Raw genomic sequence first — 21,605 nt, forward strand, 5'->3', positions numbered from 1 at the left:
GTTCGTACACACTCCTTTTAGTGACTAAAGAATTTTTTCATTTTTTGGAACATGCCATGTTCCTCTTCGACACCGGACTCTCCGCTAATTTCTTCAAATTCACGCAGTAACTCTTTTTGACGGTCTGTCATGTTTTTCGGCGTCATCACGATGACACTGACATACTGGTCACCATTTGCACCACCACGAACACTTGGCATTCCTTTACCGCGTAAACGGAATTTCGAACCGGTTTGTGTCCCTGCAGGTACTTTCAAGCTCACATTCCCGTGAACTGTTGGTACTTCGATTTCCGCACCGAGAGCAGCCTGGGCGAATGTAATTGGCATATCCATTGCGATGTGTTGGTCGACACGTTCAAAGATTTCATGTGCTCTGACACGAACGACGACGTATAAGTCTCCTGCTGGACCACCGTTCACGCCTGGACCACCTTTACCAGAGAGACGAATCTGTTGACCGTTATCGATACCGGCTGGGATTTTGACCTCGACGGTTTGTTTCTTCTTCACATGACCTGAACCATGGCAAGTCGGACATTTTTCTTTAATCGTCTTACCACTTCCGTGACACTGGCTACATGGACGCTGATTGACCATACGACCGAGAATCGTGTTCTGTTCGACCGTTTCGACGCCGCTACCGCCACATCGGTTACACGTTTCCGGTTTCGTGCCCGGTTTTGCTCCGCTTCCCATACACGTGTCACATTCTACTTCGATTTCGAGTTCAATCGTCTCTGTTTTACCTGTGACACTTTCCATGAAGTCGAGATCGACGACGTACTGGTAGTCTTCACCGCGACGTGGTGCATTCGGATCTTGACGGCGCCCACCGCCTCCAAAAAACATGTCAAAGATATCTCCGAAGCCGCCTTGGAAGTCACCTCCACCGCCGAACTGATTGGCCCCTTCGAAACCGAATCGGTCATACTGGGCCCGTTTCTGTTCGTCTGAGAGTACTTCATACGCTTCACCAATCTCTTTGAACTTGTCGGCAGCATCTGCTTCTTGGTTGATGTCCGGGTGATATTGACGGGCTAATTTTCGATATGCCCGCTTGATGTCTTGTGCTGAGGCCGACTTGTCGAGCCCGAGCACTTCATAATAATCTCGTTTCGCCACTATTCTCGCTCCTATCCTCACTAACTACGTATCGATTTTACCGATTCTACCTTAACATGGAAAGAGCCAAAGCAGAAACCTGCTTTGGCGCTCTCCTTTACAACGGCTGTTTATTTACGGTCGTCGAGATCCTCAAACTCTGCGTCCACGACATTATCGTCCTGTTTCGCTTCCGCCTGTGGTTCTGCGCCTTCAGCACCTTGCTGTTCAGCCATCTTAGCATATACTTTTTGCGTCAACTCTTGAACGACAGCTGACAATTCGTCTTTGGCTGTACGGATCGCCTCAAGGTCTGAACCTTCGAGAGCAGTTTTCGCTTTTTCTTTCGCAGCTTCTGCTTTTTCTTTGTCCGCCTCTTCTACTTGCTCACCAAGATCTTTGATTGCCTTGTCTGTCGCGAAGACGAGTTGGTCTGTTTCGTTGCGAAGTTCTGCTTCTTCTTTACGTTTGTTATCTGCTTCTGCGTTCGCTTCGGCTTCTTTCACCATACGCTCGATTTCCGCTTCATCGATACCTGAAGATGATTGGATTGTGATCGATTGTTCTTTGTTCGTACCGAGGTCTTTCGCTGATACGTGAACGATTCCGTTTGCATCGATATCGAATTTCACTTCGATTTGCGGCACACCACGTGGTGCTGGTGGGATGTCCGTCAATTGGAAGCGACCAAGTGTCTTGTTGTCTGGTGCCATCGGACGTTCCCCTTGAAGGACGTGGATGTCAACAGCAGGCTGGTTATCGGCTGCAGTCGAGAACACTTGTGATTTCGATGTCGGGATTGTCGTGTTGCGATCGATGAGTTTCGTCATCACGCCACCCATTGTCTCGATTCCAAGTGAGAGTGGAGTCACGTCGAGAAGAACGACGTCTTTCACGTCTCCAGCAAGAACTCCACCTTGAATTGCTGCACCAAGTGCAACGACTTCATCCGGGTTTACCCCTTTGAACGGCTCTTTCTTCGTGAAGTCGTGGATTGCTTTTTGAACAGCAGGGATACGTGTCGAACCACCGACGAGAATGATCTTGTCGAGGTCAGATGGTGTAAGTCCTGCATCTTTTAAAGCACGGCGCGTCGGTTCCATTGTGCGTTCGACAAGGTCAGCCGTCAATTCTTCAAATTTCGCACGTGTGAGTGTCATCTCCAAGTGGAGTGGACCTGCTTCACCTGCTGTGATAAACGGAAGGCTGATGTGTGCACTTGTCACACCTGAAAGGTCTTTCTTCGCTTTTTCAGCTGCATCTTTCAAACGTTGAAGTGCCATCTTATCTTTCCCGAGGTCGATGCCATTTTCTTTTTTGAATTCTGCAACGAGGTAGTCGATGACTTTTTGGTCGAAGTCATCTCCACCGAGACGGTTGTCACCAGCTGTTGCGACAACTTCGAATACTCCGTCGCCAAGCTCAAGGATTGAAACGTCAAACGTACCACCACCGAGGTCATAGATCAAAATCGTGTGGTCTTCGCCTTTATCAAGACCGTAAGCGAGTGCCGCAGCTGTTGGCTCGTTGATGATTCGCTTGACATCAAGACCAGCAATCTTACCAGCATCTTTTGTCGCTTGACGCTCCGCGTCGTTGAAGTATGCAGGAACTGTGATGACGGCTTCCGTGACTGTTTCACCGAGGTAGTCTTCAGCATCTTTCTTCAACTTTTGCAAAATGATTGCCGAGATTTCTTGTGGTGTGAATTTTTTGCCGTCTACGTCGACTGTATGTGACGTTCCCATGTGACGTTTAATTGATTGGATTGTATTCGGGTTCGTGATGGCCTGACGTTTCGCGACCTCACCTACTTGACGCTCTTCTCCTTTGAATGCAACAACCGAAGGAGTCGTACGGTTACCTTCTGCGTTCGAGATGACGACTGCTTCGCCACCTTCCATTACTGCCACACATGAGTTTGTTGTCCCTAAGTCAATACCGATAATTTTACCCATCGTTTATTCCTCCGTCTCGTTAAGTAGTATTATTCTGCAACTTTTACCATGCTCGGGCGAATGACTCGACCGTGCATCGTATATCCTTTTTGAAGCTCCATCGTCACGATACCTGACTCGAACTCATCGCTCGGTTCTTGCATGACTGCTTGATGGAAATTCGGGTCGAACGGCTGTCCGACTGCTTCAATCACTTCGACTTGCTCAGCATTTAATACGTCAAGCAGTTGACGATGAATCATATCGACTCCTGATTGAATCTGCTTCGCATCCTCCGAAGTTGCGTTTACTTGAAGTGCACGCTCAAAGTTGTCAATAAGCGGAATCAATTTTTCAATGACAGACTGTGAAGCAAACTTGACGCGTTTGGCGTTCTCTTCGTTCGTCCGACGACGGAAGTTGTCAAAGTCGGCACGAATCCGAAGCTCGCTCGCTTTCAATGCTTCGATTTCTTTTTGTAAGTCCGTCCCCTCAGAACTTTCTTCCACAATCTCAGCATTTAAAACCTCATCTTCATTTGATTCAGTCGACTCATTCTCTTCTGTTTGTGTCGAGTCTACAGATTTTTCTTCAAGCACGTCATCTTGTTCATGCCCGTTTTGGTGATCTGCTGTCATAGTAAAACTCCTTTCCGTCACTCATCTAGTTTCGTTCGTCGCAACGCTTCGATAATTTGTCCCATCATTTGGACACCATGACGGTAATTCATACGCGTTGGACCAATCATAGCGATTGTACCGAATGTTTTTCCGTCTAGTGTATAATCCGAGGTGATGACACTACAATTTTGAAGGGCGACAATTCCGTTCTCGCTCCCAATGCTCACATAAATCTCGCGATTTGGCAACGATTCGAGCCAGTGTGTCAATCGTTCTTGCTCATCAATCCATTCTAGGAATGGACGTAACGTGTCGAGCGTCTGAAACTCGGGTTGGTTGAAGATTTTCTTCTTGCCACCCAAATAGAGTGAGGATGGCGTCTGTATTCCGACCGTTGATTGAATCAGTTGCATCATGTTCTCGTACTGCTGTCGCTGAGCAAGTTGCAATTTGGCAACTTCTTCGCCGATACGGATTTTCAATTGTCCGATTGGCGTTCCGACAAGGCGGTCGTTCAGTAGTCGAATCGTTTCCTCGATGACGTCTGGAGCGACACGCGATTCAAACATGACAGTACGATGCTCGACATGACCTTGATCCGTGACGATGAGAACAACACCACGCCGCTCGTCTAATGGCATAAAATCCACACGGGCCAACGTTTCCATTTGGCTATTTGGACCGAGGGCGACCGTCGTATAATTGGTCAAATCAGAAAGGAGATCTGCAGCTTGTCGAATCAGGATTTCAGACTCTTTTGAAGATTGTTTTAACCGTTCTTCTAGTCGACCGGTCTCCCGTTCGTCGATAATTTGTTTCTCGACGAGATGGTCCACATAATATCGATAGCCGACCTCTGACGGGATACGACCTGCAGAAGTATGCGGTTTTTCAATCAGCCCCATGTCTTCCAAATCGGCCATATCATTCCGAATCGTTGCTGAACTAAACGTCAAATCGTCCCGTTTCGACAACGTCCGCGAACCGACCGGCTGAGCCGTCTGGATGTAATCATCAATGATGGCTCGAAGAATGAGCAATTGTCGATTTGTCAGCACAACATCACTCCTCTCTGAAAAAGTTACCCCGCTTTATTAGCACTCATATTTAACGAGTGCTAATCACACTTCAAATATTATCACGTTCTCACTATTTGTCAATTCATACACTCGGATTTTTTCACCTTTTTTCAAGTTGGCAAACCTACGAAATGAAAATAAAAACTCATTTCGTTATGATAGAACGTGAGGTGATTACATGTTTACAACAAAACAATTTAATGTATTTAAACAAGAAGGACTCGACGAACGAATGTCTGGCATCCGTTCGAATATTCAACCGCTCTTCCATCGGATTTACGACGAAGTCGGGCCAGGGCTTGAGGCTGATGTCGGCATCCCCCTTTATTTACATGTGGCGAAGCACGCTCGTCGGACAGTGAACCCACCTAAAGATACGTGGATGGCGATCTGTCACGACAAACGCGGGTACAAAAAACATCCACACTTACAAGTTGGGCTTTTCGACGATCGTGTCTTTATTTGGCTTGCGTTCATCTATGAGATGCCGAACAAAGACGCAATCGCGAAACACCTGCAACAAATCGATTTGAAATCAACATTCTCTGATTTCCATATCGCGGGCGACCATATGAAAAAAGAAGCGTTTCTTGTTGAGGATACGTCAAACGAAGACATTCAATCACTACTTGAACGATTCGGCAATGTTAAAAAGGCTGATTTCTTGATTGGTCGTCAACTTCCTGCCGATGCATCGATTCTTCAAAACGAAGACGCGTTCCTTGCATTAGTCAAAGACACGTTCGGTCGCCTTACACCGCTCTATCGAGATCTCGTCTTATAATAAAAAAATGGACAAATCCTCACGAAGGACTTGTCCATTTTTTTTATGAATCAGCATGTTCAAGTTTTGCTTCTCCAATAAAGGCTGCAAATGCTTCATTGGCGAGTGGCAAACCGGATGCCGTTAGACGGATATGTGTACCCGTTCGTTCAATCAGTGACTTCTTCACTAACTCTTCGATGACGTGACCGAACACATCATCGAGCGACACTCCATACTTCTGTTCAAACGTCTGAAGCGAGACCCCGGAACGCATACGCAGGCCGAGGAAGAGCTCTTCTTCCATTTTTTCCACTTCTTCCAGCTCGGTCACCCGTTTCACAGGGATGCCTTCTGCTTTAATATAGTGAGGAATCGGAGCGATATTGGCGCGACGTGTCCCGTTTAAATAACTATGCGCACCGGCTCCGAATCCATAGTACTCTTCATTGCGCCAGTACACTTGATTGTGACGGCTCTCCCGACCAGGCAAGCCATAGTTGGAGATCTCATATTGTTGAAGACCATGGCGTTCAAGCGTCTCCATCACTTTCAAGTACATTTCGACTTCGACATCTTCTCCCGGTAAACGGAGCTTCCCTTTTCGATCTTGAATCGCAAAGACGGTATGCGGTTCGAGAATCAACGAATAAGAGGATACATGTTGAATCGGTAATTGAAGCGCTAGCTCTAAATCACGGTCAATTTGTTCAAGTGTTTGTTCCGGAAGACCAAACATAAGGTCAATCGAGATATTGTCAAAGCGTTTTGCCGCTTCGCTTACCGTCTCGAACACATCATCCGCTCGATGCGTCCGGCCGATGCGCTCCAGTCCACCATCATCAAACGTCTGGACACCGAAACTGAGCCGGTTGACGCCACCTGCTTTCATCGTATCGAGCTTTTCCGCACTCACAAAGTTCGGGTTCGCTTCGACAGAATATTCGAGGTCATCTGACGCGAGTGGCAGAAGGTGTTGGCGGACCATATCCATCAGGCGCGCCATCTGCTCCTCATTGAGCGCGGTCGGTGTCCCGCCTCCGATAAAAATGGTTTCAATCCGATCTGTCGGAAACGCCTCGAGCGTCAATACCATCTCTCGTTCTAATGCATCTAAATAATCATCAACAGGCTGATTTTTTAAAAACACCTTGTTGAAATCACAGTAATAACAAATATGTTCACAAAATGGAATGTGAAGATATACGGCTTTAGCCAATTTCGGCCACCCCTTTCTTCTCATTCCATTTATAACGCTTTTCGTCTGTTCTTTCCAGCCTGCGCCATCAATCGAATCGATGAATGAATAAACCACTCTTCAATTTCGGCTCGAACCAGGTTGATTTTGGAGGCATCTGGCCACCATCATCTGCCACGCGCATCAGTTGTGACATCGTTGTCTCATGGCACGTGAAAAGCAATCGGTCTGGTACTTGAGTCAGCTTCTCTAACTCCGAGGCCGTCTTGTTCCCACCGATAAAATCGACTCTCGCGTCTGTACGAATATCCTCGACGTTGAAGTACGGCGTGAGTATATCTCGTTGTAAGATGGCAACGTCTAGCGCCTTGTCCTCTTGCCGTTTCGTCAACTGATAATATTTCCCTCGATAGGCGACTCCGAAGACGCCATGTTCTTTCGGCAGGACAAGACCATCCTCCTCATTGATCATGTATGAAAACGAGAGTCCGTCTAACATATTCTCTACCTCTTCTGGACTAATCGCTGTCAGCACGCGATGATACGGCAAAATCGTCAATTCGTCACTCGGGAAGAGGACACCTAAGAAGTGTGTACGTTCATTCTTTTGAGAACGATCCCCACCCATCCCGGAAACGACCGTTGCCGCTTTCGCACGGTGATGTCCATCCGCAATGTAGATCGCCGGGATGGTTGCGCCAATCATCATGACACGAGCGAGTTCACGGTTTGGAACCATGAATCCTTCATGCATGACACCTCGTTCATCCGTGAACGAGAAAAACGGCTCTCCGTCTGTCGCAGCATGTAAGATTTGCTTCAAGTTTGCATGCGGAGGATGACTGAGGAGAATGGGACCGGTGTGCGCTCGTGTTGCCCGGACATGCTCGACACGCTCCCGCTCCTTCTCCTCCCGTGTATGTTCGTGAATCTTGATTCGACCGGCTTCATAATCCGCGACTGAAAAGGTGGCGACTAAACCGGTTTGCTGACGTTGTCCCGATGTCAATCGATAGACGTAAAATCCATTCGGACGTTCCGTCAACTCCTTCTCATAGAGACGTTCTAGCTTATGACGCGCCAGTTCCCCCCACTTCTCAAGCGAAAGGTCGGATTGAAGTGCTTCCGGCTTATCAACTACTAAAAAAGAATCCGGATTTTCTGAAATGACGGCTTGCGCCTCTTCAATCGATACGACATCGTACGGGTCTGCGGCGACACGTTCCGGATGCGCTGGCATATAAGGGCTGAACGGTTTAAATACGACCATAAGATCCTCCTTAAAATTCCCGGACGCGAATGACGCCCTGTATTTCATACAGCGCATGAATCGATAACGGTTCATGCTCACTGTTGTCTAAATCAATTAACGTATACGCCATCTCCCCGCGGCTACGATTGACCATGTTATCGATATTCAATCCATGTGAGGCAAGTTCTCCCGTGATTTGACCGACCATGTTCGGGACGTTTCGATGCAAGATTCCAAGACGGCGTTTACCGGTGTAAGGAAGCTCGACGTTCGGAAAATTAGCAGACGAACGAATATTCCCTGTCTCGAGATACAACTTCAGCGTCTCCACTGCTTGAATGGCACAATTAACTTCCGATTCTTTAGTCGATGCACCGAGGTGAGGCAGTGCCATGACTTGCGGATGACCAATCAACGTGTGACGGGGGAAGTCGGTCACATACAGTCCCACATGATGATGCAACGCCTTCAATAAGTCATCATCTTTCACGAGCTCTCCTCGCGCAAAGTTCAAAACAGTCATCCCCGGTTTCATCCGTTCGAACCAACTCTGGTCAATGCTGAATCGAGTCTCCTCAGTCAAAGGCATATGAATCGACAATAAGTCAACATTTCCCAGTACCTCACTTAAATGTTTGGCACGCGTGACGTGTTTCGAAATATTCCAGGCGGCATCAACCGAGAGATGGGGATCGTATCCGATAACATCGACCCCAAGCTGGAGAAGATCGTTGGCTAGCGACGCACCGATGGCTCCTAGACCGATAATCCCTACTTTTTTGCCTCGCAACTCCGCTCCGAGGAATTGTCGTTTTTGCACTTCCATCGCTTCTTCTAATTGCGATTGCGATGCGATAGTCTGTTCATTCACCCAATTGAGTCCTTTCACAATGGGTCGTACCGAGAGGATCATGCTCGCAAGGACGAGTTCTTTCACCGCATTCGCATTCGCACCAGGTGTATGAAACGCGACGATTCCTCGCTTCGCAAGTTGATCGAGCGGAAGGTTGTTGACACCGGCCCCTGCTCTAGCGATGGCGAGAAGATAGGGAGGGATATCCTCTTCGTGGACTTGATGACTTCTCAGTACCCAAGCATCGGCTTGATCCGATGCATTGATGACGTACTCGCTTGGCTCAAATCGTTTCAGACCAGCGGCAGCGATTTGATTAAATGTTTTGATGTGATACATTGGTTTCCTCCTCGAATGCTCTCATGACGTCGACGAGGCGTTCTGCCCCTTCTAGCGGCATCGCGTTATACAGACTTGCACGTAAGCCCCCTACCGAACGATGACCACCGAGTTCGAGCAATCCACGTTCTAAAGCGTATCGTTCAAATCGCCGATCCATCTCTTGATCTCCCGTTGTAAATGGGATGTTCGTCAATGAACGACATTCCCCCGAAACAATTGGAGAAAAGCAGGTCGACTCTTCAAGATAGGAATAGACCTTGTCACTTTTCTGATGATTCAATCGTTCCATCGCTTCGACGCCTCCGCGGTCTTCCACCCACTTCAATACACGCTCTGCTACATACATGCTGAAGGTCGATGGTGTATTGAATAACGTATCGACATGTGACACATACTGAAGATAACTCGGCAACTCAAGCGACTGAATCAAATCCCGACGGATGATGACGACCGTCAGTCCTGCAGGTCCGATATTCTTTTGGGCTCCGGCATAAATCACCCCGAAGCGCTCCACATCGATTTGCTCGGCTAGAATGTTCGAGGAAGCATCTGCAATCAGCGGGACATCGATTTCGGGGATATGTGTAAATCGAGTCCCTTCAATCGTGTTGTTCAGTGTCACATGGAGATAGTCCACCTCTTGGACAAGGCTCGATTCAAACGACATCTTTCCCGTCGCATCTACCAATGGGTGAATGACATCGACCTCTCCAAAGTGTTTCGCATCTTCCATCGCTTTTTTAGACCAGATGCCCGTATCCACATAAGCGAATCGATTCCGCTTCCGTAAATTCATCGGAATCATTGAAAATTGTAACGTCGCACCGCCTTGTAGCCAAAGCACAGCGTAATTCTCAGGGATATGCATGAGTCTTCTCAATCTCAATTCAAGAGAGTCGACCACACGTTCGAAAGACGCTGAGCGATGACTCGTTTCGATAATCGAAACGCCTTCATACTCAAACGTCAAAAGATGCTGTTGAATCTCTTGCATCACTTCTGTCGGTAGCATGCCAGGACCCGCAGAGTATGTATACGTCGACACGGTGTTTCCTCCTCTATAGTCTGTCTAAGGGTTTACTCTTCCTTATATGAAAGGGCATTTCCTGCCTGAAATACAAAATCGCCCTGATTCGAAAATCAGGGCGACTCAAACTCATTATTCTTCGTCCATAGAGAGAACAGACATAAACGCTTCTTGCGGGACTTCGACGGACCCGACCATCTTCATGCGCTTCTTACCTTCTTTTTGTTTCTCGAGGAGTTTCCGTTTACGTGAGATATCTCCCCCATAACATTTAGCCAAAACGTTTTTACGAAGTGCTTTAATCGTAGAACGTGCGACGATTTTAGTTCCAACGGCCGCTTGGACTGGAACTTCGAACTGCATCCGTGGAATGAGAGCTTTAAGCTTCTCAACAATGACCTTCCCACGTTCGTACGCGAAGTCACGGTGAACGATGAAGCTGAGGGCATCGACGACTTCGTTATTGAGCAAGATATCCATCTTCACGAGACGCGATTGACGGTAGCCGATCAACTCATAATCGAGAGACGCGTAGCCTTTCGTGCTCGATTTCAACTGATCGAAGAAATCATAGACGATTTCACTGAGCGGAATCTCGTACGTGATTTTGACGCGAGTCGTATCGATGTATTGCATATCGATGAACGTTCCGCGTTTCTTCTGGCAAAGTTCCATGATTGCACCTACGTAGTCGTTTGGTGTCATGACAGCCGCCTTGACGTATGGTTCTTCGATTGAATCAACCTTTTGTTGCTCTGGCATCTTCGATGGGTTATCGACGTGAATTACTTCGCCTGAAGTCGTCGTCACGTGATAAATTACCGATGGTGCCGTCGTAATCAAGTCGATGTTAAACTCACGTTCAATCCGCTCTTGAATGATTTCCATATGAAGCATGCCGAGGAATCCACAACGGAAACCAAAACCGAGCGCTTGCGACGTCTCTGGTTCAAACTCGAGTGCGGCATCCGAGAGCTGGAGCTTTTCAAGTGCCTCACGAAGATCATTGTACTTAGCCGCATCAATCGGATACAAACCACAGTAAACCATCGGGTTCATCTTGCGATAACCAGGTAGCTGACTCGTTGCCGGGTTTTTAGCAAGTGTGATCGTATCCCCGACGCGAACATCTCCTACTGTTTTAATGGATGCAGAAAGCGTACCAACGTCTCCTACGTTCAATTCTTTAACAGAGATCGGTTTTGGCGTCGACACACCGAGGTCCGTCACTTCGAACGTCTTGCCAGTCGCCATCATTTGAACTTTGTCTCCTACTTTGACTGAACCGTTTACGATACGAATCGATGCGACGACACCGCGGTAAGCGTCATAGTATGAGTCAAAAATCAGTGCTTGCAATGGTTCAGACGGGTCACCTGTCGGCGGAGGGACAAGTTCCACGATTTGTTCGAGAATCTCTTCAATCCCGATTCCCGCTTTTGCAGAAGTCGGGACCGCATCACTCGCATCGAGGCCGATGACGTCTTCAATCTCTTGACGGACCCGCTCGACATCCGCTGACGGCAAGTCGATTTTATTAATGACCGGAATGATTTCAAGGTCGTTATCGAGTGCTAAATAAACGTTCGCAAGGGTTTGCGCTTCAATTCCTTGCGCTGCGTCGACGACGAGAATCGCACCTTCACATGCCGCAAGCGAACGTGACACTTCATATGTGAAGTCGACGTGTCCTGGCGTGTCGATCAAGTGAAGAATATACTCTTCTCCGTCTTTCGCCGTATAGTTCAATTTGACGGCGTTCAATTTGATTGTAATTCCACGCTCACGCTCCAAGTCCATCGCGTCAAGCGTCTGCTCTTTCATCTCACGAGCCGTGAGTGCACCAGTCTTCTCAAGAATCCGGTCAGCGAGCGTCGACTTTCCATGATCGATGTGCGCGATGATGGAAAAGTTACGAATCTTCTTCTGACGATTCTCTAATTCTTGTTTGTTCATATATGGGTTCACCTATCCTTCTCATGCATACCGTGTCATTATATCAAAATCCTAAAGTAATGTGTACGACCTACTACAACAATACCACAGATAGTTTTCAGAATAATCATCAAGTGGTTGCTTTTCATATAACCGTTTGCTACAATTGTGCTTGTTCTGTTGAATGATTACTTGAAGTAATAAGAACATACACTTTCTTGTTTCAGGAGGTGACAAACAATGGCAAACATCAAATCAGCAATCAAACGTGCAAAAACTTCTGAAAAACGTCGTGTTGCGAACTCACAAGAGAAAGCGGCAATGCGTACAGCAGTAAAACGTGTTGATGCTCTCGTACTCGAAGGAAACAAAGAAGCTGCTCAAGAAGCTTTCGTCCTCGCTACGAAGAAGCTCGACAAGGCTGCATCAAAAGGTCTTATCCACAAAAACAAAGCAGGTCGTGATAAATCACGCCTCGCAGCTCGTATCGCTGCTCTCTAATTAGAGATCACACGAAACAGCCGCCTCCTATTCGGAGCCGGCTGTTTTTTTGTATACCATGATGTAATGAGGACCAATCTCAGGAATGTCGAATGGCTCTCCGATTCGTGTAAGCCCATTTCGTTCATAGAAACGGACAGCCACTTCTCTCGCATTACACCACCATGGACATCCCAGCTCATCATGGAGTGCCTGTAAAAATCGAGAGCCGATTCCTTGTCCCGAAACATGAGGATCCGTCGCCATACCACGGAGTTGGAGCGGAATCCCCTCACCCTCGATTTGTTTCGGGGACATCATGACTGTAGCGACCGATAGCACTCGATCGCCTTCAACCCAAGCGAAGTGTCGCGTCGTCGGTGCCTCATCCCCTTCAAAATAACACGTCTCAACATCTTTTCCTGGTCTGAGCACAACATGACGGAGCGGAATCACGTCTTGAAGTGTCACTTGTTTGAATCCCATTCCCTCACCTCACAATAAGGCCAGTTGACAAACGAGCGTATCGAACACGATTTGTTTGTCACCACGTCCCGTTTTCATAGCTTCATCCGCGTCTGCAATCAAGGTCAGCGCTCGTGCGAGCTGAGCCTCGGAAAAGCCCCGACTCGCTTGTGTCGCCAATTTGATTGTATACGGGTGGGCCCCGATTTTCGATGCGATTTGCTTCTCTCCATAACCTGCCTCCGTCAACTGTTTTGACAGGTACATGTTCCGATATTGTCTAGCAAGCAACCCGAGTAGTCCAATCAGTTCTTGCCCTTGTTTTTCTAAATCTCGAACCAATCGAAGCGCTGCATCTGCTTGACGTTTGACGAGAAGCTCCGAGAGTTGAAAGATGTTATCTTCTAATGTACGGGGAACTAAATCATTCACAATCTCAATCGGAATCGTCGCACCCGTTCCCGCGTACAACTGTAGCTTCTCTAATTCACGAACCAACTTTCCCCAATCATCCTGACATAGGAATAAAAGACGCTCCATCGTAGAGCGCTCCATCTTTTGTTGTTCACGACTCAATGCATCGTTCACGTATCGCATCAGTTCGTTTTGGCTCGGTTTTTTCGCTTCGAGTACGATGGCACGCTCTTTCAAGCGCTTCACAATTTTTTTCCGCTCATCGAGTTTTTCTGACTCAACAATTAAGACAAGAACCGAGTAAGTCGCCGGTTGCACGACATATTCCGCCAGGCGGTCGACATTGTGCTTTTGCTTCTCTTTCGCACCCGTTAAGAACTGGGCATTTTTCACGATAACCGTGCGATATTCACTAAAGAAAGGGACCGTCTCCGCTTCATCAAGCGCCGTATCGAGTGACGTCTCTAGAAGATCTAGTTGCATGACATCAAATTGATCACCGGATGGATTGGCCGCCTTCACGATTTCACGTTCCCACGTCTCTAACAAATATTTTTCGGTGCCATGGAGAACATAGACGCTCGCCAGTTTTCCATTATGTAACCACGGTTCATTCAAAACACACACCACTTTCACAATTTATTCTCATCTAAACATAGATTATCTTCCCATGATTCGCTATACTTATAAAGGAAGTATGATAAGGAGGGACCTAATATGCAAATCAACTCAGTACGCCCACCGAGTGAAAACCCGTTTGAAAATGACGTTCAATGCAAACGTAATGACGCCATCGACTCTGCGATCGGCTTCATCGTCCCATTTGGCTTTTTCTTCACGATTTTCTTCATCGGTGTCATCATCAAATTCTTAAGTCTATAAGTGTTCAAACGATTGCCCCGGGGGAGCAATCGTTTTTTAGTGTATCACATTTTATCCCGTACTACTCGATGATCCCCCGACACATGTTCTCTTCACAGACAATCATTCCTTTCAAGTCGGTTCGTAATAGACGTCTGCCCACAACCCGTCGTAACGTCTCTATGTGCGGATGTCCATATCGATTGTTCAAACCGACACTCGCAATGATCCATTCTGGATCGATTCGCTCAAGTAGTTCTTCCCCCGACGACGTGTTGGATCCGTGATGCCCTAATTTAAATACGTCGACGTCAAGCGTCGGTAACTCTGCTTCTCCCTCTATCGGCAAATCTCCTGTCAATAGATACCGCATGCCACCTACATTCATGTAAAGGCTAATCGAATGATCATTTTCATCTTCATGTCGTCGATTCGGTGCCACGATCCACATCCATGGCGTCGGACGATCGTCCGCCTTGAGATAACGGACCGATACATCATAGACCGCAGCTAAGTGTAGCAACTCTTCTCGTTTTTCAGCATTCGCGACTTCTTTTGATATCCAAAGTTCTTCTACCGTCACCACTTTCAATAATCCTTCTAATCCGCCGATGTGGTCATGGTCCGCATGAGTCAACAGGACAAAATCAAGCGATCGCTCCCCACGTTTCCATAGATAAGGAGCCAATACATCTTCACCCGGGTCAAACGTGCTTCGCTTTTGTTCGTTTGGATCTTGAAATACGCCCCCTACATCAATGACACCAACCGTTCTTCCCGATTCTACGACGATTGCATCACCTTGCCCGACATCCAAAAAGGTCACCCGTGAGGATTCCGCCCATTCCGACCATCCCGCAATCAACCCACATGTCATGATGGCCGCCCCCCATCCGATCCAACGTTTTCGATTCATCAGCGTTAAGCTTCCCCACAATCCTAGCAACAATGCGATTTGCGACGGCAATGCCAGATCGTGCAACGGAATCCAAGGTCGTAAATCATCGTGGAGGGCGAACATTCCATTGATCGCATCCAACACAATCATGAACAACGGGGCAATCGAAGGAATCAGCCATGTGACAAATGCGAGTGGCATGATGACCCACGAGATACAGATGGCCATCAAGAGATTCCATATCGGTGCCGCGACGGATAGAACCGGTTGAACTTGCCATAGAACAATCAACCCGAACAGCTGTGCGAAAATGGACAACTCCATGAGTCCTGTCCAGATTTGTCTCGTGACTAACAAAAAGAAGGTCATCCCGATCGTCAACTGGAAACCCAGATTCGTGAGAAGGAACGGTTGAACAGCCAACATGCCCGCCGCACACCAACTTAAGAGCCGAATCGGGTCTCGAACCGTCACACCGAATAGAGAGATAAAGAGTATCACATCTGCGACGACAACAGCTCTTGCGACAGGTGGAGAAAAACCAGTCATCCATCCGAATACCGTAATACTAAAGATCATCAATATCGTCTTCGTCTCACGTCGAATAGGGATCGGGTGCAACAATACGCGCATGGCCACAATCAACATGGCAATATGCGAACCGGAAATCACAAGAAGGTGAAGAAGGCCCGTCACACGATAAGAAAACGAGGTCTGTTCATCTAGCATTCGACTCTCCCCGAACAATAATGCCTCCATATATAATGCGACATCCTCACGATGACGATGCTCAATTTGTTGAAGTTGTTGTTCTTTCCAACGCAACAACCGACCGCCCCATCCTGCTGTCGGACGACACGCATCGATTCGTTTCACCTTTCCTTTGAAGGATACGTTTGAACTCAGCGCCCAATACCGTTCATCAAATCCTCCGGTGTTTCGTAAAGGTTGAAACGCCTCTACTTCGATTTGCATAAGGCACGTCTCCCCAGGTCGTCCGTGTTCTAATTCGCGTCCTCGTAAAACGCCCTGAAGATCGTCTACGTTCCCATATAGTCTTGCCGATTTACCATTTTCCTTTCGACTTTCGATTGAGAAGGCAATCGTGTCTCGCGATAACGATTCTATAGGGGTCGTATGGAACGATGCGATGCAGATGAACCCAATCACACCGGCTTTCGCATATAAGCCTTGCCCACGTCGTGTAAATAGATAGAAGACAAAAGCGACCACGGAGACCCAATAGAATCCTTCTGTCAGACCGGTTACAATGAGTACCGCAAATAATGGAAACAGCGGCATCCTATGGCACCAATAAATATGGCTTCATACTTTCTAATGTCTTTTCGCCGAACCCCTTCACATCACCTAGCGCTTCATATGTTTTAAATGGACCGTTCGCTTTCAGATGATTTAAAATCGCCTCGGCTTTGGCTGGACCAATTCCCGGAACCGTCATTAGTTCCTCTTTCGTCGCACTGTTGACATGAACACCGTTCGTCTCCATCTCGGGACTCGGTGAGTCTTGCGAAATAGGCGTCGTTCCTTTTTTCGGAACGATGATTTTGACTCCATCTACTAATAGTTGTGCCAAATTTAACTGTTCTGGGTCAGCTTCATCTGTCAGGACTGCTAAAGACAACACATCGCCCACCCTTGCCCCTTCTGGTACGGTATACACGTTCGGAGATTCAACCGCACCTGTCACGTACACAACGAGCTCCATACGCTCTGGTGTCGTGGTCGGTGTGACCTCCTCAGGTTCTATGACGAATTCATCCACAATTCGTTGCTCCGGTTCCTTTTGATAAAACAAATAGCCTACTCCTAAAAATAGAACGACTATTAGACCAATGACGAGTTGTTTCCACCTTTCCAAACGTATCACCACCCCGTTCGACTGTTACGTTGAGTATGCCGAATCAGCTGTTTCGAAACACGTCTCCTTCTTCTCCACATTCGTGTCATTAGGAAATGATTTGTTTGGAAGTTATATATCACACTCATACATGCAACGGTATTCAATCACACAATTTTAATGCATGGGTTATAGAATGACGGAAAAAACGGAGACCACCACGTGGCCTCCGTTCCTACTGTTCACTGTTCGATTATTCTTCTTCGAAATGCTGAACCTGGTCAGCGAGCGCCGCTGCCTGTCCTTCTAACTCTTGCATTAACGTAAAGATTTGATCAAAGCTCGCTTGCTGTTCTTTCATCGAGGCTGCCACTTCTTCGTTTCCTGCGGCTAACTCTTCTGTCACGCCAGATACTTCTTCGACCCGACGTAAGACGTTGTTTACCTCGTTACTCGATGTGCGCATCTCTTGTTCAATCGTACGCACGAACGAGGCGACGTGGTCTGTCCGTTCATGGATTCGGTTGAACGCTTCTTTCGTTAATCCGAACGCTTCCAGCTGAGCCTCTTGTTCACGTTTTGACTCGTTCACCGTTTCCGTCAAACGTACGACTTCTTGCTGGATCGTCTCGACGACGTGGAAAATGGATCGAGTCGCCTTGTTGCTTTCTTCCGCCAACTTCTTCACTTCACTTGCAACGACAGCAAATCCTCGTCCCGCTTCTCCCGCACGGGCTGCCTCGATTGCTGCATTGAGAGCAAGTAAATTCGTCTGAGCCGCGACATCTTCGACAAGCTTCGCCATCGCCTCAATCTCAGCAGTTTGTCTTGCAAAGTGGTCCATGCGCGAAACAAGCACTTCATTCCGTTCGCTTGAACGATCTAAAATATGCTCTTGGTCGGTTAATGTTTCAATTCCAGCCGCCACTTCACGTGTCATTTCTGACGTTTCTTCCGTCGTCTGTTTCGTCTGGTTCAAGCTCGTCTCAAATGAAGTTGCCATCGTATGCACAGAGCTGAGCGTTTCTTGCAGTTCGTTTGCAATTGACTGTGCTCCGTGTGCCATTTCATCAACTGCGTTCGTAATGTTAGAAGTCGTACTCACGACCGCTTCATTTTCGGCCGCTGCCGTTTCGGTCATACCGTTCACTTTCATTGATGTGACTCGAATCGAACCAATCACCGTCTGAAGTGATGCCGTCATATCACGCATGGCACGTTCAAGACGCCCGATTTCATCATTCCGCGTCGACTCAGGGAGCGTGACGAGACGTCCGGCCGCAATCGCTTCTGCCACTTTGACATTTCGCTCGAGTGGTCGGGTGATCGAACGGGCAAAGAAGAAGTTATAGATTCCGAGCGCAAGAATGACAAGAATCGTCAAAAGGACCGAAATCAACAAGAGACGTTCCGTCTCATTTGCCGCCTCTACTTGAAGCGCCTCATAGAATGAACCGTTCTTTGCAATCAATGTATTGATATCGTTTAACAAACCTTCTAGTTTCGCTGCCTGGATCCGAGCTCCGATACCGCCCTCAAGTGCCGACTCGACATCTTCGTTCACCTGTTCGTACTTCATCGTGGCACGGTCTAAATGATTTGAAAATGCCGGAATCAAATAAGACTGTTTTAAATCATCAAATGTTTCCGCGTTCGTCACACGGATGCGCTCTAGTTGAGTCAATGTAGATTGGTTCGACTGTTCGCCAAGTGACGTCCAGAGTGACTGCTCTTGTAAGAGTGACGTTTCAAGTTGAGACAATTCAATCATTTGACTCCCATATTTCTCGTTATACGTTTGCAAGCGATTCAAAGTAGACAAGACGTAACTCATCATCAGTACGACTAAGATGACAGTGAACACAGTTGAGAAGATAAAACGTTTACGTAAACTCATTTAAGTGTTCCCTCCTTCAACTGGCGTTCTACCGATTCATACTCAGATGTTTCTTTTTCATCCCATTGAATGCGACGAAGTGGGGCCAAGCCTACGCCGCCTTCCTCAATTCCAAGAATGACATGTTCATTAAACGGTTTTTCGGTCACACGACCCGCGATTTCCACAATCGCCAAATCGACTTGTTTCAACATCGACGTCACAACCGCATCCGGTGCAATCATCGATTGATCACTATCGACCCCGATTGCCTTGACGCCGTATTTTTCAGCCGTCTCGAGTACACCGACTCCTGTAAGTCCAGCTGCAGCATACAGAACATCTGCTCCCGCTTTAATTTGTTTCTCAGCGAGTTCGCGACCGAGCTCTGGTGAAGCAAAATCATTCGAGAAATCAACGAGCATCTCGACATCTTCGTTCACCGCTTTAGCGCCACGTTCAAATCCTGCTTCAAATTTTTGAATGAGTTCCATATCCATCCCACCGATAAATCCAATCGTATCGGACTCTGTCTCAAGACCAGCCACGGCGCCGGCGAGCGTACTTCCCTCTCCCTCTTCGAACGTGATATTCAAGACGTTTGGAAGTTCGGACACGCCATCGATCAAAGCGAATTGCTGTTCCGGATGTTCAGCCGCTACAGCCTCTAAGTCTTCTTGACACGCAAAACCGAGACCGACAATTACGTCATGTCCCTCTTTTACCAATTCTTCAAAACCAACTTTGTATGTCTCCGTTTCGGATAGTTCACGATAATCAACGAACCAATCGCCCGTTTCACGTAGCTCACCCATCCCACGCATAGCTGCGTCACTGAACGATTGGTCCCCGAGACCAACGTCAGATAAAACAACTCCCATCGTCTGTCGTTCTTCGACAGTGGCACTTGGATTGTCGATAACTGACTGACAACCGGACAACCAAAGGGTGCAAGCCGTGATTGTACTGAGCATTATACTTTTCTTCATATATTCAATACTCCCTCTCTCTAATGGTCTGACAACACTTATATCGACCGAGAAAGGGCTATTCTACATTATTTTTTTTAAAAGTTGTGGCAATAAAAAAAGCCATAGACATCGTCCATGGCTTCGTACACTTATTCTTTTGAAGCAGCGACCGTCGTATCAGCTAATTCTCGCTCCGGTGTAGGAGCTGTTGCAACGTTCCCTTTCCCCGCAAAGTTCTCGAGCAAGTCTTTCATATCAATGCCCGAAGAAGCTTTTAATGTTTGTTGAAGCGACGCCATGAGGTCGGTTGCGTAACCTGTCACTTTCCCGGCACCGCCGTTTTGACCGCTCCCCGTGTCGACGACCGTAATCTGATCGATGTTTCCAAGTGGCGATGCAATTTCTTTCGCATAATCAGGAAGCATCTTGACGACCATATCGAGAATCGCAGCCTGCCCGTATTGCGCGAAGGCTTCGGCAATCTTCTCTTTCGCTTCCGCTTCGGCAAGACCGGTCAAGCGGATAATTTCAGCTTCTGCCTCACCTTTCGCACGTTCAGAATCCGCTTCTGCAAGACCTGCCAAACGTACGCGTTCCGCATCGGCTTTCGCCTGTGCTTCAATACGATACTTCTCTGCATCCGCACTTGCGATTTGACGTGCCTTATCCGCAGCGGCAGACTGTTCAATCGAGTATCGATCCGCATCGGCTTTTTTCTTCACTTCTGAATCATATTGTTTCTCACGACGCATGATTTCTTTCTCTTCGAGCTCGATTTGCTTTTGACGCTCGATGATTTGAACTTGCATCTGTTGTTCAGTGACTTCTTGTTTCGCACGCGCTTCCTCAAGCTCATACGCTTGGTCGGCCCGCGCTTTGGCAACATCTTGCTCACGGCGATAAGCCGCAATCCGAAGTTGGTTCTCTTTCTCAGCTTCCGCGATTTCAGACGCACGCTCAAGCTCGGCCTTCTTCGCATCTTTCATTGCTTCCGCCTGTTTGATGCGCGTCTCTTTATCCGCTTCTGCTGTCGCGATATCAGCATCACGCTTCACTTGGGCGATACGCGGTTTCCCTAGCGATTCCAAGTATCCGTTCTTATCTCGAACGTCTTTGATGGTGAATGATACGATGACTAGCCCCATCTTCGCTAAGTCTTGTGATGCAACTCGTTGAACTTCTTGCGAAAACTTGTCACGGTTCTTATAGATTTCTTCAACGGTCATAGAACCTAAAATCGAGCGCAAATGGCCTTCTAACACTTCTTTCGCTTCATTTTCACGTTCAATCTTCGGTTTTCCGAGGAACTGCTCAGCCGCTGTCGCGATTTCACTGATCGATCCGCCGATTTTAATGATGGCTGTTCCGTCCGCCATGACCGGGACACCCTGTTCTGTATACACTTCAGGTGTCGTGACCTCTAATTTGCTTGAGAGCAAGCTGAGCGGTTCTGCTTGCTGGAATACTGGGAAGACGAATGTCCCGCCGCCACGAATGATTTTGACGCGGTTACCGGATGTATCGCTATGTACATTTTTCTTGCCTAAATAACTACCTGTCACAATCAGTGCCTCATCTGGTCCGACTGTGCGATATTTTAGTACGAATACAAACACAAGTGCGAGAATGATGACCCCGACGATAATGCTGACTAAAATAGCCGTATTCATGTG

The 21,605-nt window shown here is 47.6% G+C and carries 19 protein-coding genes; 3 read left to right on the forward strand and 16 right to left on the reverse strand.

Annotated features, from left to right (window positions below):
• Positions 1 to 17 precede the first annotated feature (17 nt).
• From dnaJ to hrcA, 4 genes are all read right to left on the reverse strand, one after another.
• The gene (gene dnaJ, locus GVY43_RS05525; RefSeq protein WP_012726665.1) at positions 18 to 1,124 is read right to left on the reverse strand and encodes a molecular chaperone DnaJ; all 1,107 of its coding nucleotides are present in this window, start codon (positions 1,122 to 1,124) and stop codon (positions 18 to 20) included.
• Positions 1,125 to 1,234: 110 nt separating this feature from the next.
• On the reverse strand, positions 1,235 to 3,061 hold the full coding sequence (dnaK, locus tag GVY43_RS05530) for a molecular chaperone DnaK (RefSeq protein WP_159562505.1): 1,827 nt from the start codon (positions 3,059 to 3,061) through the stop codon (positions 1,235 to 1,237).
• 29 nt (positions 3,062 to 3,090) lie between these two features.
• On the reverse strand, positions 3,091 to 3,678 hold the full coding sequence (gene grpE, locus GVY43_RS05535) for a nucleotide exchange factor GrpE (protein ID WP_074036578.1): 588 nt from the start codon (positions 3,676 to 3,678) through the stop codon (positions 3,091 to 3,093).
• A 17-nt stretch (positions 3,679 to 3,695) separates the two neighbouring features.
• Positions 3,696 to 4,718, reverse strand: a complete 1,023-nt coding sequence (hrcA, locus tag GVY43_RS05540) for a heat-inducible transcriptional repressor HrcA (RefSeq protein ID WP_159562506.1) — start codon at positions 4,716 to 4,718, stop codon at positions 3,696 to 3,698.
• A 199-nt stretch (positions 4,719 to 4,917) separates the two neighbouring features.
• On the opposite strand from hrcA, the gene GVY43_RS05545 reads away from it, so the two are divergent.
• Positions 4,918 to 5,523 (forward strand): DUF1054 domain-containing protein, encoded by a 606-nt coding sequence (locus GVY43_RS05545; RefSeq protein ID WP_159562507.1) that lies wholly within the window; start codon positions 4,918 to 4,920, stop codon positions 5,521 to 5,523.
• 43 nt (positions 5,524 to 5,566) lie between these two features.
• Here the strand turns inward: GVY43_RS05545 and hemW are convergent, their stop codons facing one another.
• From hemW to lepA, 5 genes are all read right to left on the reverse strand, one after another.
• On the reverse strand, positions 5,567 to 6,721 hold the full coding sequence (gene hemW, locus GVY43_RS05550) for a radical SAM family heme chaperone HemW (protein ID WP_159562508.1): 1,155 nt from the start codon (positions 6,719 to 6,721) through the stop codon (positions 5,567 to 5,569).
• Between the two features lie 67 nt (positions 6,722 to 6,788).
• Positions 6,789 to 7,970, reverse strand: coding sequence for a DUF1015 domain-containing protein (locus GVY43_RS05555; RefSeq protein ID WP_159562509.1), 1,182 nt, complete (start codon positions 7,968 to 7,970; stop codon positions 6,789 to 6,791).
• A gap of 10 nt (positions 7,971 to 7,980) precedes the next feature.
• Entirely contained in the window at positions 7,981 to 9,144 is a 1,164-nt protein-coding gene (locus GVY43_RS05560) for a phosphoglycerate dehydrogenase (protein ID WP_074036573.1), read from the reverse strand.
• Positions 9,122 to 10,192 carry a 3-phosphoserine/phosphohydroxythreonine transaminase gene (serC, locus tag GVY43_RS05565; protein ID WP_159562510.1) on the reverse strand — a complete coding sequence of 357 codons (1,071 nt, stop codon included), beginning with the start codon at positions 10,190 to 10,192 and terminating at the stop codon, positions 9,122 to 9,124. Before serC ends, GVY43_RS05560 begins: the two co-directional genes overlap by 23 nt.
• A gap of 114 nt (positions 10,193 to 10,306) precedes the next feature.
• A complete protein-coding gene (gene lepA, locus GVY43_RS05570; protein WP_012726674.1) occupies positions 10,307 to 12,130 on the reverse strand; it encodes a translation elongation factor 4 in 1,824 nt (607 codons plus the stop codon).
• Positions 12,131 to 12,349: 219 nt separating this feature from the next.
• Between lepA and rpsT the strand changes: the two genes are divergently transcribed.
• Positions 12,350 to 12,610, forward strand: a complete 261-nt coding sequence (rpsT, locus tag GVY43_RS05575) for a 30S ribosomal protein S20 (protein WP_012726675.1) — start codon at positions 12,350 to 12,352, stop codon at positions 12,608 to 12,610.
• 27 nt (positions 12,611 to 12,637) lie between these two features.
• On the opposite strand, the gene GVY43_RS05580 is transcribed toward rpsT, so the two are convergent.
• A complete protein-coding gene (locus GVY43_RS05580; protein ID WP_159562511.1) occupies positions 12,638 to 13,075 on the reverse strand; it encodes a GNAT family N-acetyltransferase in 438 nt (145 codons plus the stop codon).
• Between the two features lie 9 nt (positions 13,076 to 13,084).
• The gene (holA, locus tag GVY43_RS05585; RefSeq protein WP_236548987.1) at positions 13,085 to 14,095 is read right to left on the reverse strand and encodes a DNA polymerase III subunit delta; all 1,011 of its coding nucleotides are present in this window, start codon (positions 14,093 to 14,095) and stop codon (positions 13,085 to 13,087) included.
• Between the two features lie 90 nt (positions 14,096 to 14,185).
• Between holA and GVY43_RS05590 the strand changes: the two genes are divergently transcribed.
• Positions 14,186 to 14,350: a YqzM family protein gene (locus tag GVY43_RS05590; protein WP_012726678.1), complete on the forward strand. Its 165-nt coding sequence runs from the start codon at positions 14,186 to 14,188 to the stop codon at positions 14,348 to 14,350.
• Between the two features lie 61 nt (positions 14,351 to 14,411).
• Here the strand turns inward: GVY43_RS05590 and GVY43_RS05595 are convergent, their stop codons facing one another.
• The 5 genes from GVY43_RS05595 to GVY43_RS05615 form a co-directional block, all read right to left on the reverse strand.
• On the reverse strand, positions 14,412 to 16,529 hold the full coding sequence (locus tag GVY43_RS05595) for a DNA internalization-related competence protein ComEC/Rec2 (RefSeq protein WP_159562513.1): 2,118 nt from the start codon (positions 16,527 to 16,529) through the stop codon (positions 14,412 to 14,414).
• A 1-nt stretch (position 16,530) separates the two neighbouring features.
• Positions 16,531 to 17,106 (reverse strand): helix-hairpin-helix domain-containing protein, encoded by a 576-nt coding sequence (locus tag GVY43_RS05600; RefSeq protein ID WP_159562514.1) that lies wholly within the window; start codon positions 17,104 to 17,106, stop codon positions 16,531 to 16,533.
• 232 nt (positions 17,107 to 17,338) lie between these two features.
• Positions 17,339 to 18,982, reverse strand: a complete 1,644-nt coding sequence (locus tag GVY43_RS05605) for a methyl-accepting chemotaxis protein (RefSeq protein WP_159562515.1) — start codon at positions 18,980 to 18,982, stop codon at positions 17,339 to 17,341.
• The gene (locus GVY43_RS05610) at positions 18,979 to 19,950 is read right to left on the reverse strand and encodes a BMP family protein (protein WP_159562516.1); all 972 of its coding nucleotides are present in this window, start codon (positions 19,948 to 19,950) and stop codon (positions 18,979 to 18,981) included. The genes GVY43_RS05605 and GVY43_RS05610 overlap by 4 nt, the downstream gene beginning before the upstream one ends.
• A gap of 131 nt (positions 19,951 to 20,081) precedes the next feature.
• Positions 20,082 to 21,602, reverse strand: coding sequence for a flotillin family protein (locus tag GVY43_RS05615; RefSeq protein WP_074036561.1), 1,521 nt, complete (start codon positions 21,600 to 21,602; stop codon positions 20,082 to 20,084).
• Between the last annotated feature and the right edge of the window lie 3 nt (positions 21,603 to 21,605).

The organism is Exiguobacterium sp. 8H (assembly GCF_902506255.1).
Taxonomy (GTDB): domain Bacteria; phylum Bacillota; class Bacilli; order Exiguobacteriales; family Exiguobacteriaceae; genus Exiguobacterium; species Exiguobacterium profundum.

What these genes read in the sequence shown, in the direction of transcription:
- GVY43_RS05590 (WP_012726678.1), top strand. Translation starts at nt 14,186, where the DNA reads ATGCAAATCAACTCAGTACGCCCACCGAGTGAAAACCCGTTTGAAAAT.
- GVY43_RS05580 (WP_159562511.1), bottom strand. Translation starts at nt 13,075, where the DNA reads ATGGGATTCAAACAAGTGACACTTCAAGACGTGATTCCGCTCCGTCAT.
- GVY43_RS05555 (WP_159562509.1), bottom strand. Translation starts at nt 7,970, where the DNA reads ATGGTCGTATTTAAACCGTTCAGCCCTTATATGCCAGCGCATCCGGAA.
- grpE (WP_074036578.1), bottom strand. Translation starts at nt 3,678, where the DNA reads ATGACAGCAGATCACCAAAACGGGCATGAACAAGATGACGTGCTTGAA.
- GVY43_RS05610 (WP_159562516.1), bottom strand. Translation starts at nt 19,950, where the DNA reads ATGAAGAAAAGTATAATGCTCAGTACAATCACGGCTTGCACCCTTTGG.
- GVY43_RS05615 (WP_074036561.1), bottom strand. Translation starts at nt 21,602, where the DNA reads ATGAATACGGCTATTTTAGTCAGCATTATCGTCGGGGTCATCATTCTC.
- GVY43_RS05545 (WP_159562507.1), top strand. Translation starts at nt 4,918, where the DNA reads ATGTTTACAACAAAACAATTTAATGTATTTAAACAAGAAGGACTCGAC.
- GVY43_RS05605 (WP_159562515.1), bottom strand. Translation starts at nt 18,982, where the DNA reads ATGAGTTTACGTAAACGTTTTATCTTCTCAACTGTGTTCACTGTCATC.
- rpsT (WP_012726675.1), top strand. Translation starts at nt 12,350, where the DNA reads ATGGCAAACATCAAATCAGCAATCAAACGTGCAAAAACTTCTGAAAAA.
- dnaK (WP_159562505.1), bottom strand. Translation starts at nt 3,061, where the DNA reads ATGGGTAAAATTATCGGTATTGACTTAGGGACAACAAACTCATGTGTG.
- GVY43_RS05560 (WP_074036573.1), bottom strand. Translation starts at nt 9,144, where the DNA reads ATGTATCACATCAAAACATTTAATCAAATCGCTGCCGCTGGTCTGAAA.
- GVY43_RS05595 (WP_159562513.1), bottom strand. Translation starts at nt 16,529, where the DNA reads ATGCCGCTGTTTCCATTATTTGCGGTACTCATTGTAACCGGTCTGACA.
- lepA (WP_012726674.1), bottom strand. Translation starts at nt 12,130, where the DNA reads ATGAACAAACAAGAATTAGAGAATCGTCAGAAGAAGATTCGTAACTTT.